General features: G+C 58.3%; 24 protein-coding genes and 1 pseudogene. 11 read left to right on the top strand and 14 right to left on the bottom strand.

Annotated elements, in window-relative coordinates; all coding sequences use genetic code 11:
- A pseudogene (locus L4G42_RS22445) lies at positions 1 to 362 on the bottom strand (DUF3565 domain-containing protein).
- Between L4G42_RS22445 and L4G42_RS22440 the strand changes: the two are divergent.
- The 3 genes from L4G42_RS22440 to L4G42_RS22430 all read left to right on the top strand — a co-directional run bounded on the left by L4G42_RS22440 (position 331) and on the right by L4G42_RS22430 (position 2641).
- Complete coding sequence (locus tag L4G42_RS22440) at positions 331 to 816, top strand: FKBP-type peptidyl-prolyl cis-trans isomerase (RefSeq protein WP_074884740.1); 486 nt, start codon at positions 331 to 333, stop codon at positions 814 to 816. The pseudogene L4G42_RS22445 and the gene L4G42_RS22440 sit on opposite strands and share 32 nt — an antisense overlap.
- Positions 817 to 930: 114 nt before the next feature.
- Entirely contained in the window at positions 931 to 1413 is a 483-nt protein-coding gene (locus tag L4G42_RS22435) for a glutathione peroxidase (RefSeq protein WP_237250629.1), read from the top strand.
- Positions 1414 to 1537: 124 nt separating this feature from the next.
- Entirely contained in the window at positions 1538 to 2641 is a 1104-nt protein-coding gene (locus L4G42_RS22430) for an NADH:flavin oxidoreductase (protein ID WP_237250630.1), read from the top strand.
- 29 nt (positions 2642 to 2670) lie between these two features.
- Here L4G42_RS22430 and L4G42_RS22425 read toward each other — a convergent pair whose 3' ends face one another.
- The gene (locus L4G42_RS22425; RefSeq protein WP_237250631.1) at positions 2671 to 3837 is read right to left on the bottom strand and encodes a glycosyltransferase family 4 protein; all 1167 of its coding nucleotides are present in this window, start codon (positions 3835 to 3837) and stop codon (positions 2671 to 2673) included.
- A 679-nt stretch (positions 3838 to 4516) separates the two neighbouring features.
- Between L4G42_RS22425 and L4G42_RS22420 the strand changes: the two genes are divergently transcribed.
- Positions 4517 to 5149: a hypothetical protein gene (locus L4G42_RS22420; protein WP_237261216.1), complete on the top strand. Its 633-nt coding sequence runs from the start codon at positions 4517 to 4519 to the stop codon at positions 5147 to 5149.
- A 76-nt stretch (positions 5150 to 5225) separates the two neighbouring features.
- Here the strand turns inward: L4G42_RS22420 and cysZ are convergent, their stop codons facing one another.
- Positions 5226 to 5981 (bottom strand): sulfate transporter CysZ, encoded by a 756-nt coding sequence (cysZ, locus tag L4G42_RS22415; protein WP_237250633.1) that lies wholly within the window; start codon positions 5979 to 5981, stop codon positions 5226 to 5228.
- Between the two features lie 385 nt (positions 5982 to 6366).
- On the opposite strand from cysZ, the gene trxB reads away from it, so the two are divergent.
- A complete protein-coding gene (gene trxB, locus L4G42_RS22410) occupies positions 6367 to 7329 on the top strand; it encodes a thioredoxin-disulfide reductase (protein WP_122535273.1) in 963 nt (320 codons plus the stop codon).
- 86 nt (positions 7330 to 7415) lie between these two features.
- Here trxB and L4G42_RS22405 read toward each other — a convergent pair whose 3' ends face one another.
- The 8 genes from L4G42_RS22405 to L4G42_RS22370 all read right to left on the bottom strand — a co-directional run bounded on the left by L4G42_RS22405 (position 7416) and on the right by L4G42_RS22370 (position 11731).
- Positions 7416 to 7757, bottom strand: coding sequence for a HopJ type III effector protein (locus L4G42_RS22405; protein WP_237250634.1), 342 nt, complete (start codon positions 7755 to 7757; stop codon positions 7416 to 7418).
- Entirely contained in the window at positions 7750 to 8046 is a 297-nt protein-coding gene (locus L4G42_RS22400) for a DUF1244 domain-containing protein (RefSeq protein ID WP_237250635.1), read from the bottom strand. Before L4G42_RS22400 ends, L4G42_RS22405 begins: the two co-directional genes overlap by 8 nt.
- Positions 8047 to 8135: 89 nt before the next feature.
- Positions 8136 to 8507, bottom strand: a complete 372-nt coding sequence (gene folX / locus L4G42_RS22395) for a dihydroneopterin triphosphate 2'-epimerase (RefSeq protein ID WP_237250636.1) — start codon at positions 8505 to 8507, stop codon at positions 8136 to 8138.
- Between the two features lie 3 nt (positions 8508 to 8510).
- Positions 8511 to 9071 carry a GTP cyclohydrolase I FolE gene (gene folE, locus L4G42_RS22390; RefSeq protein WP_237250637.1) on the bottom strand — a complete coding sequence of 187 codons (561 nt, stop codon included), beginning with the start codon at positions 9069 to 9071 and terminating at the stop codon, positions 8511 to 8513.
- Between the two features lie 20 nt (positions 9072 to 9091).
- Positions 9092 to 9802, bottom strand: a complete 711-nt coding sequence (gene folM, locus L4G42_RS22385; RefSeq protein ID WP_237250802.1) for a dihydromonapterin reductase — start codon at positions 9800 to 9802, stop codon at positions 9092 to 9094.
- 229 nt (positions 9803 to 10031) lie between these two features.
- Positions 10032 to 10601 (bottom strand): antibiotic biosynthesis monooxygenase, encoded by a 570-nt coding sequence (locus tag L4G42_RS22380; RefSeq protein ID WP_237250638.1) that lies wholly within the window; start codon positions 10599 to 10601, stop codon positions 10032 to 10034.
- Positions 10602 to 10788: 187 nt separating this feature from the next.
- Positions 10789 to 11394: a hypothetical protein gene (locus L4G42_RS22375; RefSeq protein WP_237250639.1), complete on the bottom strand. Its 606-nt coding sequence runs from the start codon at positions 11392 to 11394 to the stop codon at positions 10789 to 10791.
- Between the two features lie 82 nt (positions 11395 to 11476).
- Positions 11477 to 11731, bottom strand: a complete 255-nt coding sequence (locus tag L4G42_RS22370) for a hypothetical protein (RefSeq protein WP_237250640.1) — start codon at positions 11729 to 11731, stop codon at positions 11477 to 11479.
- A 36-nt stretch (positions 11732 to 11767) separates the two neighbouring features.
- On the opposite strand from L4G42_RS22370, the gene L4G42_RS22365 reads away from it, so the two are divergent.
- The 3 genes from L4G42_RS22365 (at position 11768) to L4G42_RS22355 (ending at position 14107) form a co-directional block, all read left to right on the top strand.
- Positions 11768 to 12223: a flavodoxin gene (locus L4G42_RS22365; RefSeq protein WP_237250641.1), complete on the top strand. Its 456-nt coding sequence runs from the start codon at positions 11768 to 11770 to the stop codon at positions 12221 to 12223.
- 265 nt (positions 12224 to 12488) lie between these two features.
- Complete coding sequence (locus L4G42_RS22360; RefSeq protein ID WP_237250642.1) at positions 12489 to 13397, top strand: SDR family oxidoreductase; 909 nt, start codon at positions 12489 to 12491, stop codon at positions 13395 to 13397.
- 185 nt (positions 13398 to 13582) lie between these two features.
- Positions 13583 to 14107, top strand: coding sequence for a hypothetical protein (locus tag L4G42_RS22355; RefSeq protein ID WP_237250643.1), 525 nt, complete (start codon positions 13583 to 13585; stop codon positions 14105 to 14107).
- A 54-nt stretch (positions 14108 to 14161) separates the two neighbouring features.
- On the opposite strand, the gene L4G42_RS22350 is transcribed toward L4G42_RS22355, so the two are convergent.
- The gene (locus tag L4G42_RS22350; RefSeq protein WP_237261214.1) at positions 14162 to 14560 is read right to left on the bottom strand and encodes a hypothetical protein; all 399 of its coding nucleotides are present in this window, start codon (positions 14558 to 14560) and stop codon (positions 14162 to 14164) included.
- A 605-nt stretch (positions 14561 to 15165) separates the two neighbouring features.
- On the opposite strand from L4G42_RS22350, the gene L4G42_RS22345 reads away from it, so the two are divergent.
- Positions 15166 to 18645, top strand: a complete 3480-nt coding sequence (locus L4G42_RS22345; RefSeq protein ID WP_237259964.1) for a dermonecrotic toxin domain-containing protein — start codon at positions 15166 to 15168, stop codon at positions 18643 to 18645.
- On the opposite strand, the gene L4G42_RS22340 is transcribed toward L4G42_RS22345, so the two are convergent.
- The gene (locus L4G42_RS22340) at positions 18642 to 19445 is read right to left on the bottom strand and encodes a SirB1 family protein (protein WP_237250646.1); all 804 of its coding nucleotides are present in this window, start codon (positions 19443 to 19445) and stop codon (positions 18642 to 18644) included. The genes L4G42_RS22345 and L4G42_RS22340 overlap by 4 nt on opposite strands.
- A 196-nt stretch (positions 19446 to 19641) precedes the next feature.
- Between L4G42_RS22340 and L4G42_RS22335 the strand changes: the two genes are divergently transcribed.
- Entirely contained in the window at positions 19642 to 20664 is a 1023-nt protein-coding gene (locus L4G42_RS22335) for a Glu/Leu/Phe/Val dehydrogenase family protein (protein WP_237250647.1), read from the top strand.
- Between the two features lie 56 nt (positions 20665 to 20720).
- Here the strand turns inward: L4G42_RS22335 and L4G42_RS22330 are convergent, their stop codons facing one another.
- A complete protein-coding gene (locus tag L4G42_RS22330) occupies positions 20721 to 20987 on the bottom strand; it encodes a YebG family protein (RefSeq protein WP_065991884.1) in 267 nt (88 codons plus the stop codon).
- A gap of 449 nt (positions 20988 to 21436) precedes the next feature.
- Here L4G42_RS22330 and L4G42_RS22325 point away from each other — a divergent pair, with 449 nt between their 5' ends.
- Complete coding sequence (locus L4G42_RS22325; protein WP_419789398.1) at positions 21437 to 21856, top strand: phosphate-starvation-inducible protein PsiE; 420 nt, start codon at positions 21437 to 21439, stop codon at positions 21854 to 21856.
- Positions 21857 to 21905: the final 49 nt, after the last annotated feature.

The raw sequence follows: 21905 nt of genomic DNA, 5'->3' as shown, positions 1-21905 counted from the left end.
TCAACGGGGCCCAAGGTTATCGTTATCTGACCCCGACGCGCACCAGCCGCAGTGAAAGGACTGGCCGATTGTTGCCTGGCGCTGTGCCGGATCAATCACCCAGACTCGGGATTGCCAGGGCGGGTCGTGGCGCAAATGCTGGGTGTGACCGCAGGACAGCTCAACCACCCAATGACCGTCCGGGTCCTGAACAAAGCCGGTAATGATTGAGCGGGGGGAGGGGGCTTTCGAGGATTCCAATCGGGGCCGTCCGTCTGAGTTGCGTTCGCTTTCGCGCGAGTGCTTGGTTAGACTTGGCCGCTCATATCTATTTGCAAAAGGTCTCGCCCCATGCCGATCGCCGCCAACAAGGCTGTCTCCATCGACTATACCCTGACCAATGACGCTGGTGAGGTCATCGACAGTTCTGCCGGCGGCGCGCCGCTGGTTTACCTGCAAGGTGCAGGTAATATCATCCCGGGTCTGGAAAAGGCGCTGGATGGCAAGGAAGTCGGCGACGAACTGAAAGTGGCCATCGAGCCTGAAGATGCGTACGGCGAATACTCCGCCGAACTGGTCAGCACCCTCAATCGCAGCATGTTCGAAGGCGTCGACGAGCTGGAAGTCGGCATGCAGTTCCACGCTTCAGCGCCGGACGGCCAGATGCAGATCGTGACCATCCGCGATCTGGACGGCGACGACGTCACTGTCGACGGTAACCACCCACTGGCCGGTCAACGATTGAACTTCGATGTGAAGATCGTCGCCATCCGTGATGCAAGTGAAGAAGAAATGGCCCACGGTCACGTGCACGGCGAAGGTGGTCATCACCACTGATTGTCCTGCTAAGCTGAGTGAGCTGGCCAGGCGTCCTCGCGGTCTTGTGAAAACGTTTGTTTTTGCGGTCTGACAGGGCGCCTTTTTCGGCCAAGGGTTTCTAGGGGAGTTGTCATGAGTGTATTTCACGAGCTGAAGTTAAAGGCTCTGGATGGCCAGGAGCTACCCCTCGCGCCGCTCAAGGGCAAAGTGGTTCTGGTGGTCAACGTCGCGTCAAAGTGTGGCCTCACGCCGCAATACGCTGCGCTGGAAACCCTGTATCAGAAATACAAAGATCAAGGCTTCAGCGTCCTCGGGCTGCCGTGCAACCAGTTCGCCGGTCAGGAACCTGGTACCCAGGAAGAGATTCAGACGTTCTGCTCGCTCAACTATGGCGTGACCTTTCCGCTGGGCGACAAGCTTGAAGTCAACGGACCGCATCGCCATCGGCTGTATCAGATGCTCGCGGGCGAAGGCGCCGAGTTCCCCGGCGATATCACCTGGAACTTCGAGAAGTTTCTCGTCGGCAAGGATGGCCGCGTTCTGGCCCGCTTCTCCCCGAGTACGGCCCCGGATGATGCCAAGGTGGTAAGTGCGATCGAGAAGGCACTGCCCTAGTATTCCAATTCGCTGTCCTTCTTCTGAGCCTTAATCACTCCAGTCAATAGTGCTTCGTATTCCTCGTGCTTCGGCTCATTCTGTATGACCTTCATCATATTTCCAGAATGCCGAGGACGCCTGAATGCCTGTTCAAGCCCTGTTCAAACCCTTCCATATGGGCAGCCTCGAGTTGCCGACGCGCATCGTCATGGCGCCGATGACCCGCTCGTTTTCACCCGGCGGCGTACCCAATTCCAAAGTCATTGAGTACTACCGTCGTCGTGCGTCTGCGGGCGTTGGCCTGATCATCACCGAGGGCACCACGGTTGGGCACAAGGCCTCGAATGGCTACCCCAATGTGCCGCAGTTCTTCGGCGAAGCGGCGCTGGACGGGTGGCGTAAAGTGGTGGAAGCGGTTCACGAAGAAGGCGGCAAGATTGTGCCGCAACTCTGGCACGTCGGCGCCGTGCGCCGTCTGGGCACTGAGCCGGATGGCACGGTACCGGCCTATGGCCCGAGCGAGAAGCTCAAGGACGGCAACGTTGTCATTCATGGCATGAGCAAGCAAGACATCGACGAGGTCATCGCGGCGTTCGCCCAAGCGGCCAAAGACGCCAAGGCCATCGGCATGGACGGCGTCGAGATCCATGGCGCCCATGGCTATCTGGTCGATCAGTTCTTCTGGGAAGGCACCAATCAGCGTACCGACGAATACGGCGGAGACCTCGCACACCGCTCGCGCTTCGCCATCGAACTGATCCAGGCCGTACGCGCAGCAGTCGGTCCGGATTATCCGATCATCTTTCGTTACTCGCAGTGGAAGCAGCAGGATTACAGCGCACGGCTGGTGCAAACGGTGGAAGAACTCGACGCGTTCCTCAAGCCGCTTTCCGACGCGGGCGTCGACATTTTCCACTGTTCAACGCGGCGTTTCTGGGAGCCTGAGTTCGAAGGCTCCGACCTGAACCTGGCCGGGTGGACGCGCAAGCTCACCGGTAAGCCGACTATCACGGTGGGCAGCGTTGGCCTTGACGGCGAGTTTTTGCAGTTCATGGTCAGCACCGACAAAGTCGCCCAGCCCGCGAGCCTGGAAAACCTGCTCAAGCGTCTGGGTGACGAGGAGTTCGATCTGGTCGCAGTAGGCCGTGCGCTGCTGGTCGATCCGGATTGGGCGATGAAAGTGAAGGAAGGTCGCGAGCACGACATTCTGCCGTTCAGCCGCGAAGCGTTGACCCGGCTGGAGTGAAGGTCCGGTGGTCTGGTCTTGACCGGTGACTACACCCCTAAAACAACCCCATCCCGCGTTTCGCTCGCAGCCCGCAGGTAAGTCTCGAATGAGTCGATAATCCCGGCCCATCCTTGACGACTCGCGTGCTGCCGGGCATTCAGCCTGACCCGGCGCAAGGTTTCGTCGTCCTCCAGCATCCAGCGTGCGGCATCGACGAAGCCTTCCTCATCCCCGGGCATCGCCACCGCGCCGTTATGGCCGTGGCGAATATGTTGGGCCGCCGCCGCTTCGTCGTACGCGACCACGCCCAGCCCTGACGCCAACGCTTCCAGCACAACGTTGCCGAAGGTTTCAGTCAGGCTCGGAAACAGAAACAAATCACTCGACGCATAGTGCGCCGCCAGCGCATCCCCGCGCTGGGTGCCGCAGAAGATAGCGTTCGGGAGCTGACGCTGCAGCGTCGGCTTGACCGGTCCATCGCCGACAATCAACAGCCGCAAGTTTTTCTCGGGATAGGTGCTGATCAGGCCGTCGAAGGCGGTTTTCAGCAGACCCAGGTTTTTCTCCGCCGCCAGCCGTCCGACATGCAGGACCGCCGTATCGCCCGGTTCAAGGCCCCAACTCTCACGCAGCGCACTCGAACGCTTTGACGGGTGAAACAACTGGCAGTCGACGCCACGCGACAGCAATTCCAATCGCTCGAAGCCTCGGCGTTCGAGTTCGGTTTTCTGCGTGAAACTGGGCACCAATGTGGCGTTGGAGCGGTTATGAAACCAGCGCAGGTAAGTCGTTAACAGGCGAGTAATGAAGCTCAGCCCGTACTGCCGCGTGTAGTGCTGAAAGTTGGTGTGAAACCCGCTGACGATGGCAATCCCCAGCCGCCGCGCGGCACGCAACGCCGAAAGACCGAGCGGCCCTTCTGTCGCGATATACAGCACGTCCGGGCGATTGCGCTGCCAGCGGCGCAACAACTTGTGCATCGACGACTGCCCCCACTGCAACCCGGGATACCCCGGAATCGGCCAGCCACGGCACAACATCAAGTCCTCGCCAGCCGCGCGCAGCTCGTCCTCGCTTTGCCGTGGCCGAATCACCTCAACCCGATGCCCCCGCAGGCGCAGACCGTCGCACAAACGGCTGAGCGTATTGGCCACACCGTTTATTTCCGGGGCATACGTTTCGGTGATCAGGGTAATGCGCAGGGATTTACTCATGACAACAGTTTCTGAGCGGGTCGTTGCGCTTGTGTGGCGGTTGAGTGATGGATTTGTGACTGCAAATGACTGCCGGGATTTGAAATCGGATTCCCTCGATCCTGACCGGTTTTAAAGCGACATACGACCCGGTCAGGTTCGAATAAGACGGCGGGGTGCGCGGGACGCGTCAACCGCCAACGGTGAATGGCACAAGCCTCGACTCGCCGATGCGCTCGAAGGCAGCTGGCTCTGGCACGTAGTGGGTCTGCACCGGGTTCAGACTGGTCAGTTGCAGGTGCGAACGGGTTCAGCGGGCCTGGCAAGGTTCGCGGATTCAGCCTTGAGGGTGTGTGAAACGAACGGCTGGGTAGCCTGCGCCAATGTTTGCATGAACGCGGGGGCGTGGGGTTCCGGCTTCTTCTGTCTGTCCATCAGAAAGGATGCAGAGTTGGCGGTCGTGTTGATCGGGTGTTCAGCGGTGTTGATTCCATGGGCATGTAACTCCTGCTGATGATTGCACCGAGCGGTTGAGACAGCTCGGCAAATGCTCGCCCGGAGTGGGCATGTCCATGGTTAAACAGGAGGGCTGTGGGACGTCGCGAATACCGTCGTAGGAATCGTCCTGATTTTCCCGATGTTGATTAAAAGAGTGTTTCCGCCTTTAGCATGCGTCGCCTCAACTTCTGGAGTAAACACTGTGTCCGAGCCATTCAACACGCCACCTGCTGCCGATTTGACGGCTTTGCCTGCGAGCGGCCCGCCGTTTTATACCGTGTCGCTGGTCAAGCTGACGGTGATGATGTTCATCACTTGCGGGTTGTACGGGCTCTACTGGTATTACAAAAACTGGTCGCGGTACAAAGCCCATTCGGCGAAACCGATCTGGCCGGTCCCCCGCGCCATTTTCGGACTGATTTATGTGCCGTCCATCTTTGGCAAGGTTGACGCTTTGCTGAAGGAGAAAGGGCAGCGAGGGATGCCTTATTGGGGCACGCTTGCGGCAGGGATGATTCTTCTGGCACTCGCCCCGTCACTTGTCGTGTTTGTCCATGGCATCGCAGCAGGCTCGAGAGGTGGCGCTTCGGCAGGCCTTGGACTTATCCCGTTAGGGATATCCGTCATTTCGACGTTCGCACAGTTCCTGATCATGCTCAGAGTGCAGTCGTTCATTAACCAACTGAACTGCGACGCCGAAGGAAGCTGCAAGTGTGGTTCTACCTTCGGTGAAGGTGTATGGGCGATGCTGGGCTTAATGTGCTGGGTAGTTGTGATAATTATCGTTGTCATGATTGAAGCTATCAGTATGTATTTATCCAGCCGTGGCCTTTAGCCAGATGAGCGAGTGGCTACTCTGGTAGAGTCTGCACTCACACAAAAAAGGCCTCAATCGAGGCCTTTTCTACAAATCAGCGAATCCGCTCTGCCAGCGTCTCCGCCCCACGCTCCCTCACCCAGAACAACGTCGCTCCCGCCACCGCCGCCGGCATCATCAGGATGTTGACCACCGGTATTAGCAGCACCAGATACACAATCCCGCCGAAACTCATGCTCTGCCAACGCTTGGCGCGCAGCCAGGCGAGCATGTCTTGCCAGCTCATTTTGTGGTTATCGGCGGGGTAGTCGATGTACTGGATCGCCATCATCCAGACGCCGAACAGCAGCCACAGAGGCGCGGCGATGAGGTTCACCACGGGGATCCACGAAAGGATGAACAGGCCGATGGCACGGGGCAGAAAGTAGCCCAGTTTGCGCATTTCCCGGCTCAAGGTGCGCGGGACCATTTCCACCAACTCGCCCCAACTGAACGCGGGAAAATCGTCCGTCCCGCGCAGCACCACTTCCACCTTCTCCGCCAGAAAGCCGTTGAACGGCGCGGCGATGATGTTGGCGATCATGGTGAAGGTGAAGAACACCATCAGGGCGACAAGCACCACGAACAACGGCCACAGGATGTAGTTGAGAAAGCTGAGCCAGCCGGGGAGGGTCGGCATGAAAGAGTCGACCCAGAGCCTGAATTCGTGGCCGGCGAAGTAGATCATGGCGCTGAACAGCACCAGATTGATGGCCAGCGGCAGCAGGACGAACAGGCGCAGGCCAGGGCTCAGAACCAGTTTCAGGCCTTCGCGCAGGTATTGCGGGCCAGACAGGACGGGTGCAGGCATGTGTGCCTCCAGGCAGTGATATCGCGCCGACCTTACCGGCTTTGCGACGGGGGCGGAAGCACCGCCGCGGGTGCGACATTCGCTGAAACAATCCTGCAGCGGTAAAGTCTATGCAGGACTGGATTTGCAAAGCAGAGGATGCACATAGGGCTGGCCTATGAGCTGGATTGTGAAACGGTATTTCCTTAATCTCTTCCGCCCCGATAAGCTTGCGGCCAACGTTCACTGTTGCTGTGCCCCGATGGGCAGCTTCATGTTTTCAGGATCGGCGGCCGCCTCCCGTGCAGCGCAGGCCCCGTCAGTCCCCATCCTCTCAACCGGCACGCCGGTTCAGACCCAGTGACTCCGACCACGCGTAACGATGGCCGGTCAATAGGAGTGTTTCATGTCTGATGTACGTCATTCGCGAGTGATTATTCTCGGCTCCGGCCCTGCCGGTTACAGCGCAGCAGTCTATGCCGCGCGCGCCAACCTCAAGCCGTTGCTGATCACCGGGATGCAGGCGGGTGGTCAATTGACCACCACCACCGAAGTCGACAACTGGCCGGGCGACCCCCATGGCCTGACCGGCCCGGCATTGATGGAGCGTATGCGTGAACACGCCGAGCGTTTCGAGACCGAGATTGTGTTCGATCACATCAATGCAGTGGATCTGGCGGGCAAGCCGTTCAGCCTGAAAGGTGACAACGCAACTTACACCTGCGACGCGCTGATCATCGCCACCGGCGCCAGCGCCCGTTATCTCGGTCTGCCGTCCGAAGAAGCGTTCATGGGCAAGGGTGTTTCGGCCTGCGCGACCTGCGACGGTTTCTTCTATCGCAACAAGCCGGTCGCCGTGGTCGGCGGCGGCAACACCGCCGTAGAGGAAGCGCTGTACCTGGCCAACATCGCCAGCAAGGTCACTCTGGTTCACCGTCGCGATACCTTCCGCGCCGAGAAGATCCTCATCGACAAGCTGCATGCCCGCGTCGCTGAGGGAAAGATCGAACTCAAACTCAACGCTACCCTGGACGAAGTCCTGGGCGACAACATGGGCGTGACCGGTGCGCGCTTGAAGAACAATGACGGCAGCTATTCGGAAGTGACCGTCGACGGCGTGTTCATCGCCATCGGCCACACGCCGAATACCAGCCTGTTTGACGGTCAGTTGGCGCTGAAAGATGGCTACATGGTCGTTCAAGGCGGTCGCGAAGGTAATGCGACGGCCACCAGCGTTGACGGTGTTTTCGCTGCCGGCGACGTGGCGGATCACGTCTACCGTCAGGCGATCACCTCGGCTGGCGCAGGCTGCATGGCTGCACTGGACGTCGAGCGCTATCTGGACGGCCTGGCGAACGTTTCGTTCTGACCTGATCTTCAGCTGCAAAAAAACCGGCTCATTGAGCCGGTTTTTTTATGTCTGGCAAACGCGCCTTTTCAGCGTCAAACCCGCGATCAGGCCTTGGGCTTGAGCGGCTCGGCCGAGAACTTAACGCCGGCCAGTCCGTTAACAATCAGCGCCCGAATGTTGCCGTGGTCAGAACCTTCCGGCGTAGCGAGCACAGAACGGTAGTGCTCGCCAAAAGCCAGCAGCGCTTCCTCATCGGTCAGGCCTTCCAGCCGCGCCATGCCAAGGGTCTTGCACGAACCTTCGTTCTGGCCCGCGGCGTTTTCCACCGGGCCGTTGCTGAACGCCTGAGGCTGATAGTCGTAATGCGCGGCGATGAAGGCCAGCGTGTCGGCGAACAGATGATTGCCGCTGGCGAGGCTAGCGCGCAGGGCGTTCAGGTCAGTCATGCTTCGGTTCCTTGGCAAACGCCGCTTGCTGCTCGGCGCTGGCTTCTTTCTGGTACGTGGATTTCCACTCGCTGTAAGGCATGCCGTAAACCACTTCGCGGGCGTTATCGAGGGTGATGTCGATGTGCTTCTCGTCGGCCTCGGCCTTGTACCACTTGGACAGACAGTTGCGACAGAAACCGGCGAGGTTCATCAGGTCGATGTTCTGCACGTCCTTGCGGCTGTCCAGGTGCGCCACCAGACGGCGAAAAGCGGCGGCTTCGAGTTCAAGACGTTGTTGCTCGGTCATGGTGTGCTCTGTCGGAAGTAAAGATGGGCGGATGATAAGAGTGGCAGCCAGGCCGGGCAAGCGTACGCCTGCAACCGCGAGCGCAGGAGTCAGCGCGCTGCCGCCAGGGTGATCGACACCGATTCAGCGAAGCGCAGCGCGTGGGGTTTGTCCACTTCGACTTCGGCATATTGCACCGCTTCATGAGTCATCACCAGGTCGAGCACTTCCTGCGTCAGGCGCTCGAGCAGGGCGAAGCGATTGCTTTCCACGTGCTGAATGATGGCTTTGGTGATGGTCCGGTAGTTCAGCGCGTGGTCGATGTCGTTGTCGCGCACCGCTTCCTGCGCCGCGTACTGAATCGTCAGGTTGATCAGCACGTCCTGCTTGTTGAGGATTTCGTCTTCGTTAATGCCGATAAACGTACGCAGGCACAGGTCTTTGACCCTGATGCGTGCGGTGCCGGGTTCGAGTCTTGCCATGGACTACTTACTCCGTCCGATCAGTTGCAGAAATTCCATGCGGGTCGTGGTCGACTCGCGGAAGGCGCCGAGCATCACCGAGGTGTTCATGGTCGAGTTCTGCTTTTCAACGCCGCGCATCATCATGCACATGTGCTGAGCCTCGATTACCACGGCCACGCCTGCGGCCTTGGTGACGCCCTGAATGGCATCGGCAATCTGCCGCGTCAGGTTTTCCTGAATCTGCAGGCGCCGCGCGAACATATCGACGATGCGCGCGATTTTCGACAGGCCCAGGACTTTCCCGGTCGGGATATAAGCGACGTGGGCCTTGCCAATGAAGGGCAGCAGGTGATGCTCGCACAGCGAATACAGCTCGATGTCCTTGACGATCACCATCTCGTCGCTTGCGGACGCAAACAGCGCACCGTTGACGATCTCTTCCAGCGTCTGCTCGTAGCCATGACACAGGTATTGCATCGCCTTGGCCGCGCGCTTGGGCGTGTCCAGCAGGCCTTCCCGTTCAGGGTCTTCACCCAAGCCGACGAGGATTTCACGGTAATGCTGTGGCAGTGACAGGGTCATCAATGGTTCCTCGGGGCGGCTTACTTGACGTGCCGTCCGCCGTTTACGGTCAGAGTGGTGCCGGTGACGTACGTGTTATCCAGCAGATAGCGCACGCTCTGGTAAATCACCTCGGCGCCGGGTTCGATCCCCAGCGCCGATTTCTCCAGTGTGCGTGCGCGATATGCCGCGTCGTCGTCGGGTTGAAACATCAGCATGGCCGGAGCGATACCGTTGACCTTGATATGAGGCGCATAACGGGCTGCGAAGGACAGGGTCAGGTTTTCCAGGCCTGCCTTGCTGGCGCTGTAAGCGATGTGCTTGCTGCTGCCCTTGCGCGTGACGTCGTCGCTGATGTGAATAATGTCGGCCGTCTCCGAGCGCCGCAACAAGTCGGCGCAGTGCAGATTGATGAGGTAGGGCGCCAGCATGTGGACATTGAACATTTGCATGAACACATCCGCCTCGTCCGCCGGCGTCTCGGCCAGCCAGTCGGACGCGTTGTGTACGATGGCCCTGAGACTGTCCGTCCGCTCTTTGAGTCGGGCGATGAAATCCAGCACGCTCGTCTGCGACGAAAAGTCAGCCTGAATCACCACCGCGCCCAGCCCCTGCAAACGCTGCACGCCCGGCCGCTCGTTGCGGTAGGTGATGATAACCGGCTGGCCTTCCGCCAACAGACGCTCGGCGCAATACAGGCCGACGCGCTGGCTGGCACCAGTGATCAAGACAGGGGCAGGGGAGCAGGCCATGGTCGTCACGCATTCATCAACGGGGAGAGAGGTCGGGCGAATCGGTGCTGAAGGGCGAACAGGCATGCTCGCATTGCGCCATCGAAAACGACCGTCGGGCAAAGTTAACCCAACGGCAGATACTTGTACAAGCACGGAAAGATGTACATGTTTTATTGATAGGCCCTCCGCTGCGACACTTCATCGCAGGTCGGTGTGGGCGCGCCTGAAGAGTGTCAGGTGCCGGCAGCTAGCGCGTTGAGGCCGGCTCTGTCCCGCTGACCTGAACAGGCGTGTTGCTGTGCAGCCAACCCGCCAATAGATGGGTCGACAGCGGGATGAACCAGAACACCATCAATGGCGTGAGGATCAAGGTGCTGATCATGATGCGCGGGAACAAATCCAGCTGACTGAGCAGCGGGCCCAGCACGAAGTTGAAGATCAGCGACACCGGAAAGAACGCCAGCCAGATGGCAACGGCTTGCTTCCAGCGCGGCGGGCGCTGACCGACGGCGCCGAACCAGCCGTCGATGCCACTCACGCGGTGCACGGAATTGTTGGCAAACAGACCGCTGCCGCGCACCAGCCAGGAGCGTCGGGAAGCAGAATGCTCCCAGGCGTGCATGGTGGCTTCGTCGGCGAAGCGGAAAATAATCTGGAATTCGTCATCCCCGGGCGGCGGAGCGAGCACGCCTGACCCTAGATAGCCGGGGAAGTCTGTAGCGAGTTGTTCGCCTTCATGCAGCCAGGCAATCAGTTCCTGATAGCGGCCATGGGCGACGCGACGGGCAACCATCAGCGTGACGGGTGAGGTAGACATTGTGTATCTCCGATAAACACGTGAGGTTCCCGGGTAGGGAAATCACATGACGTGGCGCCGGGGTGGTGGCGACGCGTCAGCTTCACTTGGAAAAGCAAGCAAGGATTATTCCTGAAACCTGCGATAAAGCCAGAGGTGTTTGTCGGAAGGAAGAGGATGCCGAGAAGGATCGCCGGATCAGGCAATCCTAGAGGTGCATCGAGGGGTGGATCTTGCGGTGTTCCTGAAGAATGTACTGACGCAGACGTTCAGTGTCTTCCTTACTGTTCTGACTCAACCGATACGCCGCGAGACCATGATGGTTCAGGCGTTCGAAGGTGCCACGCAAGGCGATTGGCGCGTAGCCCTGGGGCGTGAACCACGCGGCGAATGACTTCGGAGGCTTGGTCTGCTTGCGCATCTCCAGCAGTATGCCCTTGAACGAGATTTCATGAACCCAGAGTGCGGTGAGCGAGCCCTTTTCGGTCTCCAGCGGCACCGGCTCAGGCAGGGTCAGACGCCATGGGCGAATGCGCGGGCCTTCCTCGAAGATGCTGGGCGCTCCCAGCTCCAGATGCAGCGCATGAAATTCGTCTTCCACCAGATGCAGCGGGAAGGTCATTTGCTGATTATCGAACTGGGCCTGAATCGTGACTTGCTCATGGGCAGCCAGACGGGTCAGCAGATCCTGAATCTGCACGCCGCCGTTAACCACCAGACTGCTGGATTTGTCGCGCAAATTCAGCGTGGGGTTGTGCTGCATGTTCTGGATGAACTCCAGTTCATCCGGCGTGAGGATATTGTCGCGCTGCATGGTCAAGCTCGATTAACCGGTTATTGAAAGAGCAGACAGATGGTTCGCTTTTTGGTTGCGACCGTTCGTCAGTTGCAAGATGTTACCCCTTCAGGATTTCATTCTCCAGCCGAGCTTGCACCCGTCCGGCATTTAACTCGACCCCTTTCCGCCGGGCGTATGGCTGTTGCATCGTGATAATTGGAGTGCCGGTCTGAAAGTAGTACAGGCAATAAAGATCGGACAGGAAATTTCCAGCATCGTTGAAAGTCATTTGCATCAACGCCGCGCCCGTCCCTGGCGTGTCCTTTGGCCGCGCAAGGTCGGGAGTCCAGGACATCGCGCCGAGCTGAGGCATAATGCTGCACGATTTTACCCGTCACAGGATTAACCCATGAAAGTCGCGATTATTGCGGGCTCCGTGTATGGCTCGGCTGAAGAGGTCGCCCGCCACGCCCAACAGATCATCAAGGATGCAGGGCACGAGGTGCTGTTCAATCCACGCGCCAGCCTTGCCGATTTGCAAGCCTTTGCACCCCAAGCCCTGCTGGCAGTCAGCTCGACCACCGGGATGGGCGAGCTGCCGGACAACATTCAACCGCTCTATCATCAGATCCGCGACGCACTGCCTGCTGCATGGCGGGGGCTGCCTGGCGGCGTGATCGCCTTGGGCGACGCGAGTTACGGCGATACGTTTTGTGCAGGCGGCGAATTGATGCGCGAGCTGTTCGGCGAACTGGGGATCCGTGAGGTGCAGGAGATGCTGCGTCTGGACGCCAGCGAGACCGTGACCCCGGAAAGCGATGCCGAGCCGTGGCTGGCGGAGTTTATCGGGCACCTGAACGCTTGAATGGCAAGCTTCGTGCTCGGAGCTAACCAAGCGGTTGGCGGCACCGTCGCCGCGACCTCCCGTTAACGACTCAGTTGCGAGACCGGGCAACGACCAGGCCATCCCTTGGCGTTATCGACCACCATTCAGCGTGTCCCGTGTTGATTGTGACCCGGCCCCGAGTCGTTGACACTCGATGACCATTACGCCCGGTTCTGCGTCTGCTTGCCCCTGATAAATCCAGGGCAGTGGGTGCAGAGCCGGCTTCATCATTGGGGAGAGCAACATGAGCGAGTCCGTACGTTTTGAAGACAAAGTGGTGATCGTCACCGGTGCGGGCGGCGGATTGGGGCGAGCCCACGCATTGTTGTTCGCGCAACACGGCGCGCGCGTGATCGTCAACGATCTCGGCGGCTCCGCCCATGGCGAAGGCGCCAATGCCTCGGCCGCGGATCGGGTGGTCGCGGAAATCCGTGAAGCGGGCGGCGAGGCGGTTGCCAATCATGATTCGGTTACCGACGGCGACAAGATCGTCCAGAACGCTCTCGATGCATTCGGCCGCGTTGATGTGGTTGTCAACAACGCCGGCATTCTGCGCGACAAAAGCTTCGCCAAAATGGAAGACGCCGACTGGGAGCTGGTTTACCGCGTCCATGTCGAAGGCGCCTACAAAGTTAGTCGCGCTGCCTGGCCGCACCTGCGGGACCAGAACTACGGCCGCATTATCTTCACCTCGTCCACATCCGGCATTTACGGCAACTTCGGTCAGGCCAACTACGGCATGGCCAAGCTCGGCCTGTACGGGTTGACGCGCACGCTCGCGGTTGAAGGGCGCAAGAGCAACATCCTCGTCAACGCCATCGCCCCTACCGGCGGCACACGCATGACCGAAGGCCTGATTCCGGCCAGTGTGTTCGATCTGCTCAAGCCCGAGCTGGTCAGCCCACTGGTGGTGTATCTGGGCAGCGAGCAGTGCCAGGACAGCGCCGGATTATATGAGGTGGGGGGCGGCTGGATCGGCAAAGTCCGCTGGGAGCGCAGCCTGGGCGCTGGCTTCAACCCACACACCGGCTTCTCACCGGAAGACGTCGCGGCGCAGTGGCAGACCATCAGTGACTTCAGCGACGCCGTGCACCCCGCCGACAACGTCGAAGCGCTCAAGGAAATGATGGCCAATTTGCAGAAATTTGGCTGATCGGTCTTTGATCAATAAGCGGCCAGTTCGGGCGATCGAACTGGCCGTTTTTGTAGGAAGGTTACTTGCCGCGAGGTAGGAACCGTCTCTGAATCTGGCAATGATTCCGTCTTCACTTTTTCAGCCTAAACCCCGCCATGGGTTGCCCGACACTCCTGAGGATCAACCGATTTTCAGGAGGTTTTATGATTGGCAATTTGAGCAAAGTGCAGGAGAGGCTGAGGGTATACAGCGCTGTCCCTGACAAGCAATTTAACGTGCGCTCCGGCCTGAATCCTCAAGAGGAAGCGGTAAAGCAGAAGGTGCGTCAGTACTGGGCAGACAAGAGTATTCCTGATGTTAAAAAGCTGGAGGGCTTGAACATCAATCTGGCTGGATTTGATCCGCGTAAGACCAGTAACAGGCAACTGAGGGACATCGGCGTTCTACTGGCCGAGCAAGGAATTATTGATGGAGACCTTATTGGCACTATGGGCGGCATCAATGTCGAGTTCGATGCGCTGGGGAAAGAAATCAATATCGACAAGGAGGTCAATGCGTATGAATTTTTCACCGACCACTTCGTTCGACTGCAGGGCGCTATCAAGCGAGGCAATGAAATGGCGAAAGGCGCCGTGGTGGATTTGAACACCGCGGTTTCTGTGCTGATGGCGCTGGAGGAACATGCAAAGCGTCCTCGCGAGCGCTCATTGGTGAATATTCGCGCCTGAGGTATGTGAGTGCGGAGCCAGGGGCACAACCGATGTGTCCCTGGCCTTCAGCTGTTACATGGGGACGACGTAACTCCCTGAGTAACGGGTTGGCACAGGACTTTGTACGTTATCGATTACCAGCCGGAATGTGCCAGCGCCGAACAAGCCTGATGGATCGTACGTTTTACCCGTCACCGACGACCAACTTCCCCCTTGAAGCTGTTGGACAAACACAGGTACTTGTCCTGAAGCGCCTGTCACATTGAAGTGATGGGAAGTGGTCCCGCATGTGACCGTGTACGGCCCATAGATAACCTGTTGCTCACCCGGGTTTACGGTGCCGGCCGGGATAGCGCCTGAAATCTTGGTGCAGAAATTCATCGTGCTTGCAGCAGGTTGCGCTGCAGTTACACCAGCAAGCGACACCAGGCTTGCCGCCAGGATCAGTGAAGTCGTTTTTTTCTTGAACATGTTAGAGCTCCATTAGCCATTTATTGTTGGGTATCGTCGCGCGGTGTCTCCACCTCGCCGATGACTAATGTTTAAACAGAACATTGCGTAGGAATGTCGCTAGAAATGCTGTGGGATTTTTCTGAGCTTTGTTGTTGGGAGGGAAGGATGGACCATCGCAAACAGAAGGGCCTTCCGAATCGTCACTTGACCCCCGACGCAAAAAAAAGCCGCTGCAATCGCAGCGGCTTAAACAAAACGTTGAATTCAGGAGCTGAAAAAAACAACGTCGGGGAAATACTTCAGAAATCAAGAAGACTGGCTATTAATCAGACTTCAAATTTATGCAACTTCGAATGCGCAAAGCATAGGTGTTTCTGGAGGGCGCAAACAGCTCGATTTCCGATATGCAGTGTTACTGACATTGCAACAGTAGGATAAGACCCTCGCCAGTCTGATACGGGGTTCATTTCCTGCAAGCCGCGTCGGTCCAGCATTGTGAGCCAAGCATTATGTACCGCTTATGACGCTTGGCAAACGGCTGAAATAGAGCTCTCGAACTGCTCGCGTTGTACCTATCGGCTGGATGCCGATGGGCGTGACTGTTCTTTATCGGAGCTGTATCCATGAATGATCTATCTGCTGTAATTCACCCCAATATACAAGGGGCTGCCGCTCAGCCCCACGCCGCCACCCATCACCTTCTCGCTTTTACGGCAGCGTGCTCGCAATGTTCCTCGGTACTGCACAACATCCCTTCACTTCGGGACGTTGCTTTTAACCGCCTTTCAAGCTTCATGCGCGGTAATGTATCAGTGTGGAATCCGGACATTATTTTTTTGAACACCGCGTCCGTGTCCGGAACGGTGCAAAGCTCATCTTCGCTTACTGATGCCCTGATCCAGGCGATGGCGTTGGGGGTTAGCGCTTTCGACCAAGATCTCCAGGTCCTGTGTTACCGCCACGACAGCACCGAGCCACAGTACCTGGTGGCAGAAAAAGATTTCATCACGATCAAAAGCATTTTTGGACAGGTGCTGGCACGGTTTCTCGGGGCTTATCACGCGGCGCTCGCCTGGGCATGGGACAGCGATGCGCCGTCCCCGGCCGGTGGAAAGAACGCAGCGCGCCACGAAATCGTCAGTGGGCATCATCATTCGGCACTCAAGCATGACATCGAGTTTCAGTTCATTGAGCGGCGACTCAACGACGGGGATAAAAGACGACTGCTGAATATATTGGAGCACCAACCCACTGGCGGGCTGTTCAAGATATCGCTGCATCTGCCGGGAGAAAAGACAGCACCGCTGCTCTCAGTCTTCGCGGTCGCACAGGATGAAAATGCTGGCGATGCACGTCATGCCGTGGGCCCATGTTATCTGGTCATGGCCGCAGGCGGAGTTGAACGGTATGAGTCTTTTTCTGAACTTAACAGTCAACTGGCCCGGCGACTGTCCGGAACACCGAGACTGAAGCCATTGCTCAAAAGCCTTTATTTATCGGATCTTGCGGGATTGCCCGAAAATCATGTTGTCGGCAACGACGATCTTGATTACGAACCCTGTGTCGAGCCAATGCTGCACTGCCACGTACAGGTACTTCGTAACAAGCAGGCCATGGACTTCGAGTTCCTGGTGCAACAGGCCAGAGTAAACAGCGACGGCTACCACGCCTTTTTGAAGAAAGTCAGTGAAGTGCAGGTGTGCGCTCATGTCGATGAAGCGATGGGGGACCGATTCAGGAGCCTTTCGGTGCGTGCCGAGGACCTTGCTCAACCCCAATGGCTGAAAAACGCAGACCCCGACAAGCGCGAGTACTATGCCAAGCTAGACAGCCAGTACAGCAAGCGCAAGCGTGCAGTTGATGCGCTGCTTGAGGGGCTGGAATCGTTGGAGGTGTTTGCCCGTGATGAGATCGATCGCTACGTGCGCAAACATTTAGGCTATTCGGTCGACGCGCAGCAAATAACGATCAGTCTGCCGGACGAGTTCGATCTCCAGGGCGGCACCTTTTCGATAAACCATCGCAAGTCGTTGCTTGAGTTCGCGATGCACGGCTTGCCGGCAGTTTCAGGTACCGGCCAGTTGATCATCCCTGCTGCACATTCAAACTCTGCTTTCACATTCGGGTTTGTGAAGACAATGCTTGATGAGCTGGATGTGCAGCGCCGTTACCGGCAACAGCTCAGGGCGCGGCTTACCCATGAGCAGACCCTGCGAGCCCTGACCCACAGGCGAGACGCCGCTTTGGCACTGAGCGCCTGGGCGGCTTCGCTTCAAGGCCATCTGGTGGACGACCGAAGCCAGGACCTTATTCATCTGGTGCGAGCTGACATTATTCAAGACGGTGCGGTGATGACGTTGGGCAGCCTGAAACTGGCCGTCAATGGCGTGCGGTTCAAAGATCTGTTGGTGTTCCGTAAACAGGAAGCGGCAGGCGACGATCATTACGTTCTTTACGCACCTGGTGCGCCGGGCGGCCAGGATATGTTCGGGTTCAACTCATGGCGCCAGTTGTCCTTTGAAGTCGGTAGCTGGCTGGCGACTGATGCGGGCGGCAACTATGTGCTGGACCAGACTGCCTTGACCGCCGAGGCTGACCATTCCGACTTCCTGGAAAAAGTGCGTCGCAAGGGCACCTTGTGGGGTGAGTCCAGTGTCGTGTTCGAGGAGCTGAACGGGGGTAACTTCGAAGAGCGGCTCTCAGATGCAATTCGCCATAAGGTCGAGCGGGCGCTGACGCGGGATGACGCCGACCTGTTGGGGTTCACCATGGACACTGCGAATGCGAACCGTGGCGCCCTTGCATTGCTTGACCACCGGGTCAGCGAACTGAACAAGGCTTTTGTGCACACAACGCAGGCGATGGTGTCTTTCGAACAGTTCGCCAGGCGCGAAGGCAGCAAGCTGCTCAATGATTACATCACTAGCCAGGGTATCGACGAGCGCGTCGACACCGATACGATCTTCGTGGATCTGGACAATGCTGCCTACGTCGCAAACCCGGACTTCAGTGCGTACACCCGGCTGAGGTCCTTGACCAGCCTGTTCATGGAGGGTTTTTCCGATCATTACGCTTTCACTCCTGCGGCACCGATGTACTCCTCGGTGGGTCAGGACCTCATGGCACTCCCCTTGTACTTCGTCCAACACGTGGACAAGTCGCTGCGGGACGCAGCGTTGGGTGAGCGCTACATCCAGTGGATCCGGAAGGAATTCCTCGACGCCTCTCACGAGCAGTACCGCTATCGCAGGGCATTGTTCGGCAGGCGTTTGCAGTTTGATATGCGCTCAGGAGCGATGCGGGAGTTCTTGAAAGGCAATTTATCCACCGCGCAATACCAATGGTTGGTGCAGTTAATTGTTTCGCTGGATAAACAGGTGCTCGACAAAAACGCAGGGCTGCAACAGCGTATCAAGCGCAGCAGCGCCTCCATGTTTCGCTACGCCGGTTACATCGTTCAAGGCGTTTACATGCTCCGGGACTTCAGCTCCTCGGATGGCGACTTCAATCTGTTATACACACCCGATGCTCCCGATGGCGTCAGTTTCCGAAAGCTGACCGATTACGTGGACCTTATGCGCTCGCCCGAGATGCGCCGCTATTACTACCTTCGTGTTCCCTACAAAGGGCAGCCAAGTGTGGAGGCTCGTTTCGATGCCATTGACCGCAACCTCCCGGATCAGTGGATCAACATTGAGAACAGGGAGCACCAGAACACCGATCGAATCATGGACATCCATGATCTGTATGACGACCAGATCAGCCGCATCATTGCCGATGTCGATGCTCAGACCAAAAGTACGACGGAGCGCTGGGCCGAGAAGATTTATTCAGTTGTAAGGTTACTCGGCTCCGCGCTGCTGATGCCGTTCCCCGGCACAGCGCTCGCATGGACGGCGCTTCACACAGCCATTGATATACAACGAGGCTTGCTCGCCTATCATGACGGAGACCGCGCGACCGCCTCCTGGTTTTTTGGAACCGCGGTCTTTGGATCAATAACGGCAGGCGCCGGCGTCAAGACAGTCCTCACCCATGATCAGGGGCTGGTAATCAAAGTCGGTCAGTGGGCGGTAAAAAAACTGGCAGCCCAGGCCGGTTAGTGGATTGCGCGCCCGCTGGGCAAGGATTGCAAACGCTGCGTCAGGCGCAGCTTCTGCACCGGGTCATCGGTCAATAACAACGCATGCTCCAGGTCGAAACGTTCGGCCTGCGGGCAATCCAGATGCTGGTACAGGCTGGCACGGGCGAGGTAATCGCTGGTGTTGGCCTGGCCCAGTTCCATCACGCGGGTCGCGTCCTTGAGTGCGGCGAGCAAATCGTCGTTCAGCTGATGCAGATACCGCAGGTTTCGCGACAGCCGCTGAAGCATCGCCGCAGGCGTCGCCGTTTTCATGTGCTCGGCCTTGAGCTGCATGTCCGCGCCGAACTGGCGCAGCAACAACTCACGACAATCCTTCGGGTAAAGCCTGCGTCCGCCGCAAGGGTCCAGCGTATGGTCGGCACCGGGAACACGCAGCAAGAAGTGTCCGGGGAAGTTAACGCCCTCGAGCGGGATCTCCAGACGCCGCGCGATTTCCAGCGCAATCAGCGCCAGCCCCAGAGGTTGGCCGCGACGACGTTCAAGGATCTTGTGAATCAAGGCAGCCTGGGGTTTGGGCTGAGCAGCATCGTCCTGCTGAAATCCCAACGTCGCCAGTTGCCGCAGCAATGGCTGGGCAAGCTCTGCGGCCGGCAACAAAGGAAGCGCCGCGCTGACGCTGCGTTCCAGAGCGGTGAGCTGGTCTCGGATGATCTGGAACTCAACCTGACCGTCGTGCTCTGTGGCGATCCACGAAGCGGCTTCAAAGGTAGACGGCGGGTTTCGTTCTAGACAGGCAATGCATTGCTGGCGCGGATTCATCGACTTCTCCGGCAGAGATAAGACGGCTGAGAAGAATTAACGGATGGCTCTGTTTTAGCCCTGGCCGCCGCCTTCGTCCAGCGTTGATTCATCGCACGCGTTGAACGGCAGTCCGTCGTCCGGATCCGCCCGGGCCGGCCTTCTTTTTTTCAATCAGCGCCTATACTCGCCAGTACGAAAAAGGGGAGCATTGCCCATGTTCGCTCTCATGCAAAGCTCACGCGTGCAATCACTGCACATGATGGTCGAGCCGCGTACCGGCCTTAAGGCGGTGATCGCGATCCACAGCAGCCAGAAAGGTCCGGCGATGGGGGGCTGTCGCTACCTCTCCTATCCAAACGAAGAGAGCGCCATCGAGGACGCCATTCAGCTGGCAAGGAACATGAGTTACAAAGCCGTGCTCGCCGGGTTGTCACTGGGCGGTGGAACGGCGGTAATCATGCGTCCGGCCCACGTGCCTGATCGGGCTGCCTTGTTCGAGGCGTTCGGGCGATTCGTGCAGACCCTCGACGGACGTTATGTCACGGCTATGGACAGCGGCACTTCCAGGGAGGACATGGACTGCATTGCCCAATTCACCCAGCATGTCACCAGCACCACGGCGGTCGGCGATCCGTCTGCGCACACCGCGCTGGGTCTGTACGCGGGGATCCGCACAACGGCCATGGCAAGACTGGGCAGCGACAATCTCGAAGGTTTGCGCGTGGCGATTCAGGGGTTGGGGCATGTGGGTTACGCGCTCGCCGAGCAGCTGCATGCGGCGGGCGCCGAGTTGTTGGTGGCGGATCTGGACAGCGGCAAGGTGCAGCGCGCCATGGAGCAATTGGGCGCCAAGCCGATTGCCAGCGAAGCGCTCCTCAGCACGCCTTGCGACATCCTTGCGCCGTGCGGGCTGGGCGGCGTGCTCAACAGCCACAGTGTGACCAAGTTGCGTTGCGCCGCAGTCGCGGGTGGCGCCAATAACCAGCTGAGCTGCGCCGCGATCGCCGACCAACTGGAAGCTCGGGGCATTCTTTATGCCCCTGATTACGTGATCAATTCCGGCGGCCTGATTTATGTCGCGCTGCATCATCAGGGGCAAAGCCCGGGCACCATCACTGCGCATCTGTCTCAGATCGGCACGCGGCTAACCGAGGTCTTCGCCCATGCGCAAGCTGAAAAGCGCTCACCCGCGCGGGTGGCAGATGAGCTGGCAGAGCGGCTGCTGGACATGGGGTGAATCGCTTTCGTGGCAAACCTGCATTCAGCTTGCCGAAGCCCAAGTCGCGAGCCTGATTACTCTGCCTGCTCCGCCGCGGGTGCCAGCTCGTTGAGGGCCAGGGCATTGCTCTTGAAAGCGGCAGCGAAGACAGCCCGGTTTTTCGCCATGAAAATACTGGCGTCTTCTGCGTGTTTTTCGGAGAGGCCAGCGACGTTCTTCATCAACACATCGGTGAGCAGCTCTGCCAGTTCCAGCATCTGATCATGGGCATCGGCGAGTTTGCGGTCCACGAACGTAGTCTCCAAATCACGGGTACTGCGGTAAAGGGTTTCAACAGCCATTGTTGGCCTCGTCGTCATTTCCAGAGTTGTAAGGGATCAGCCCGGGCGCTCAACGCTTCGGCCGACGGATGATGCAAAGACAGCGTGCTCCGTCTTTTTTACTGTTTATTTATACAGTGCGCAGCATAGGTGAATCGCCTCCGCTTGGGTAGGGGGTGCGCGCTCACTTTTTTTGCCAGGGGCGGCCTTGCGACATCTGGTCACGTTCTCAACCTTAGCCGATGGCCCTATTAATGCTTGCCTACAGCCAGGCTGCGCAGGAGCAAACCGTCATGCGCACGGCGCATCATCCGGTCCGGGTTACTCAAGGAAGTACATCGTGAACATCAACGCGGCCATAGCCCTGCGTCGTCAGATCCACTGCTGCGTTGAATCGCAGCGCTCGTTATGAACATTTTTGGTTTGGCCAGGGGGGGTGAGGGATGGGTGGTGTGAGATGGGCGGATCGAATGCGGGCGAAGCTTCATGGCGGCGCCAACAGCCTGGGCAATTTGGCCGTTGAAGCGTTTCATTATCTGGCGCTGTTCGGCATTGGCGCGGTTACCGCTTACGCCGCGATTAAAGCCTTCATCGGCATGCTCGGGCAGGAATACATCGCCGTGGATGATATTTTGCTGTTGTTCATCTACCTCGAATTGGGCGCGATGGTCGGGATTTATTTCAAGACCAACCACATGCCCCTGCGGTTCTTGCTCTACATCGGGGTGACCGCGTTGATCCGCTTGCTGATCAGTGACGTGTCACATCACAAAGCGCCTGATCTGGGGATTATCTACGTCTGTGGCGGCGTGCTGTTGCTGGCATTCTCGATTCTGGTCGTGAGGTATTCCTCGTCGAGGTATCCGTCGGTACAGGAGAAGGTGGAGTAAGCCACTTCCCCTCTCACCGGTGAGCGGTTCGAATGGCTGCTGGAGGCCT

The organism is Pseudomonas petrae (genome assembly GCF_021728295.1).
GTDB classification, from domain to species: Bacteria; Pseudomonadota; Gammaproteobacteria; order Pseudomonadales; family Pseudomonadaceae; genus Aquipseudomonas; species Aquipseudomonas petrae.
The sequence above is the reverse complement of the archived record's forward strand: the minus strand, read 5'-3'. Positions and strand labels throughout refer to the sequence as shown.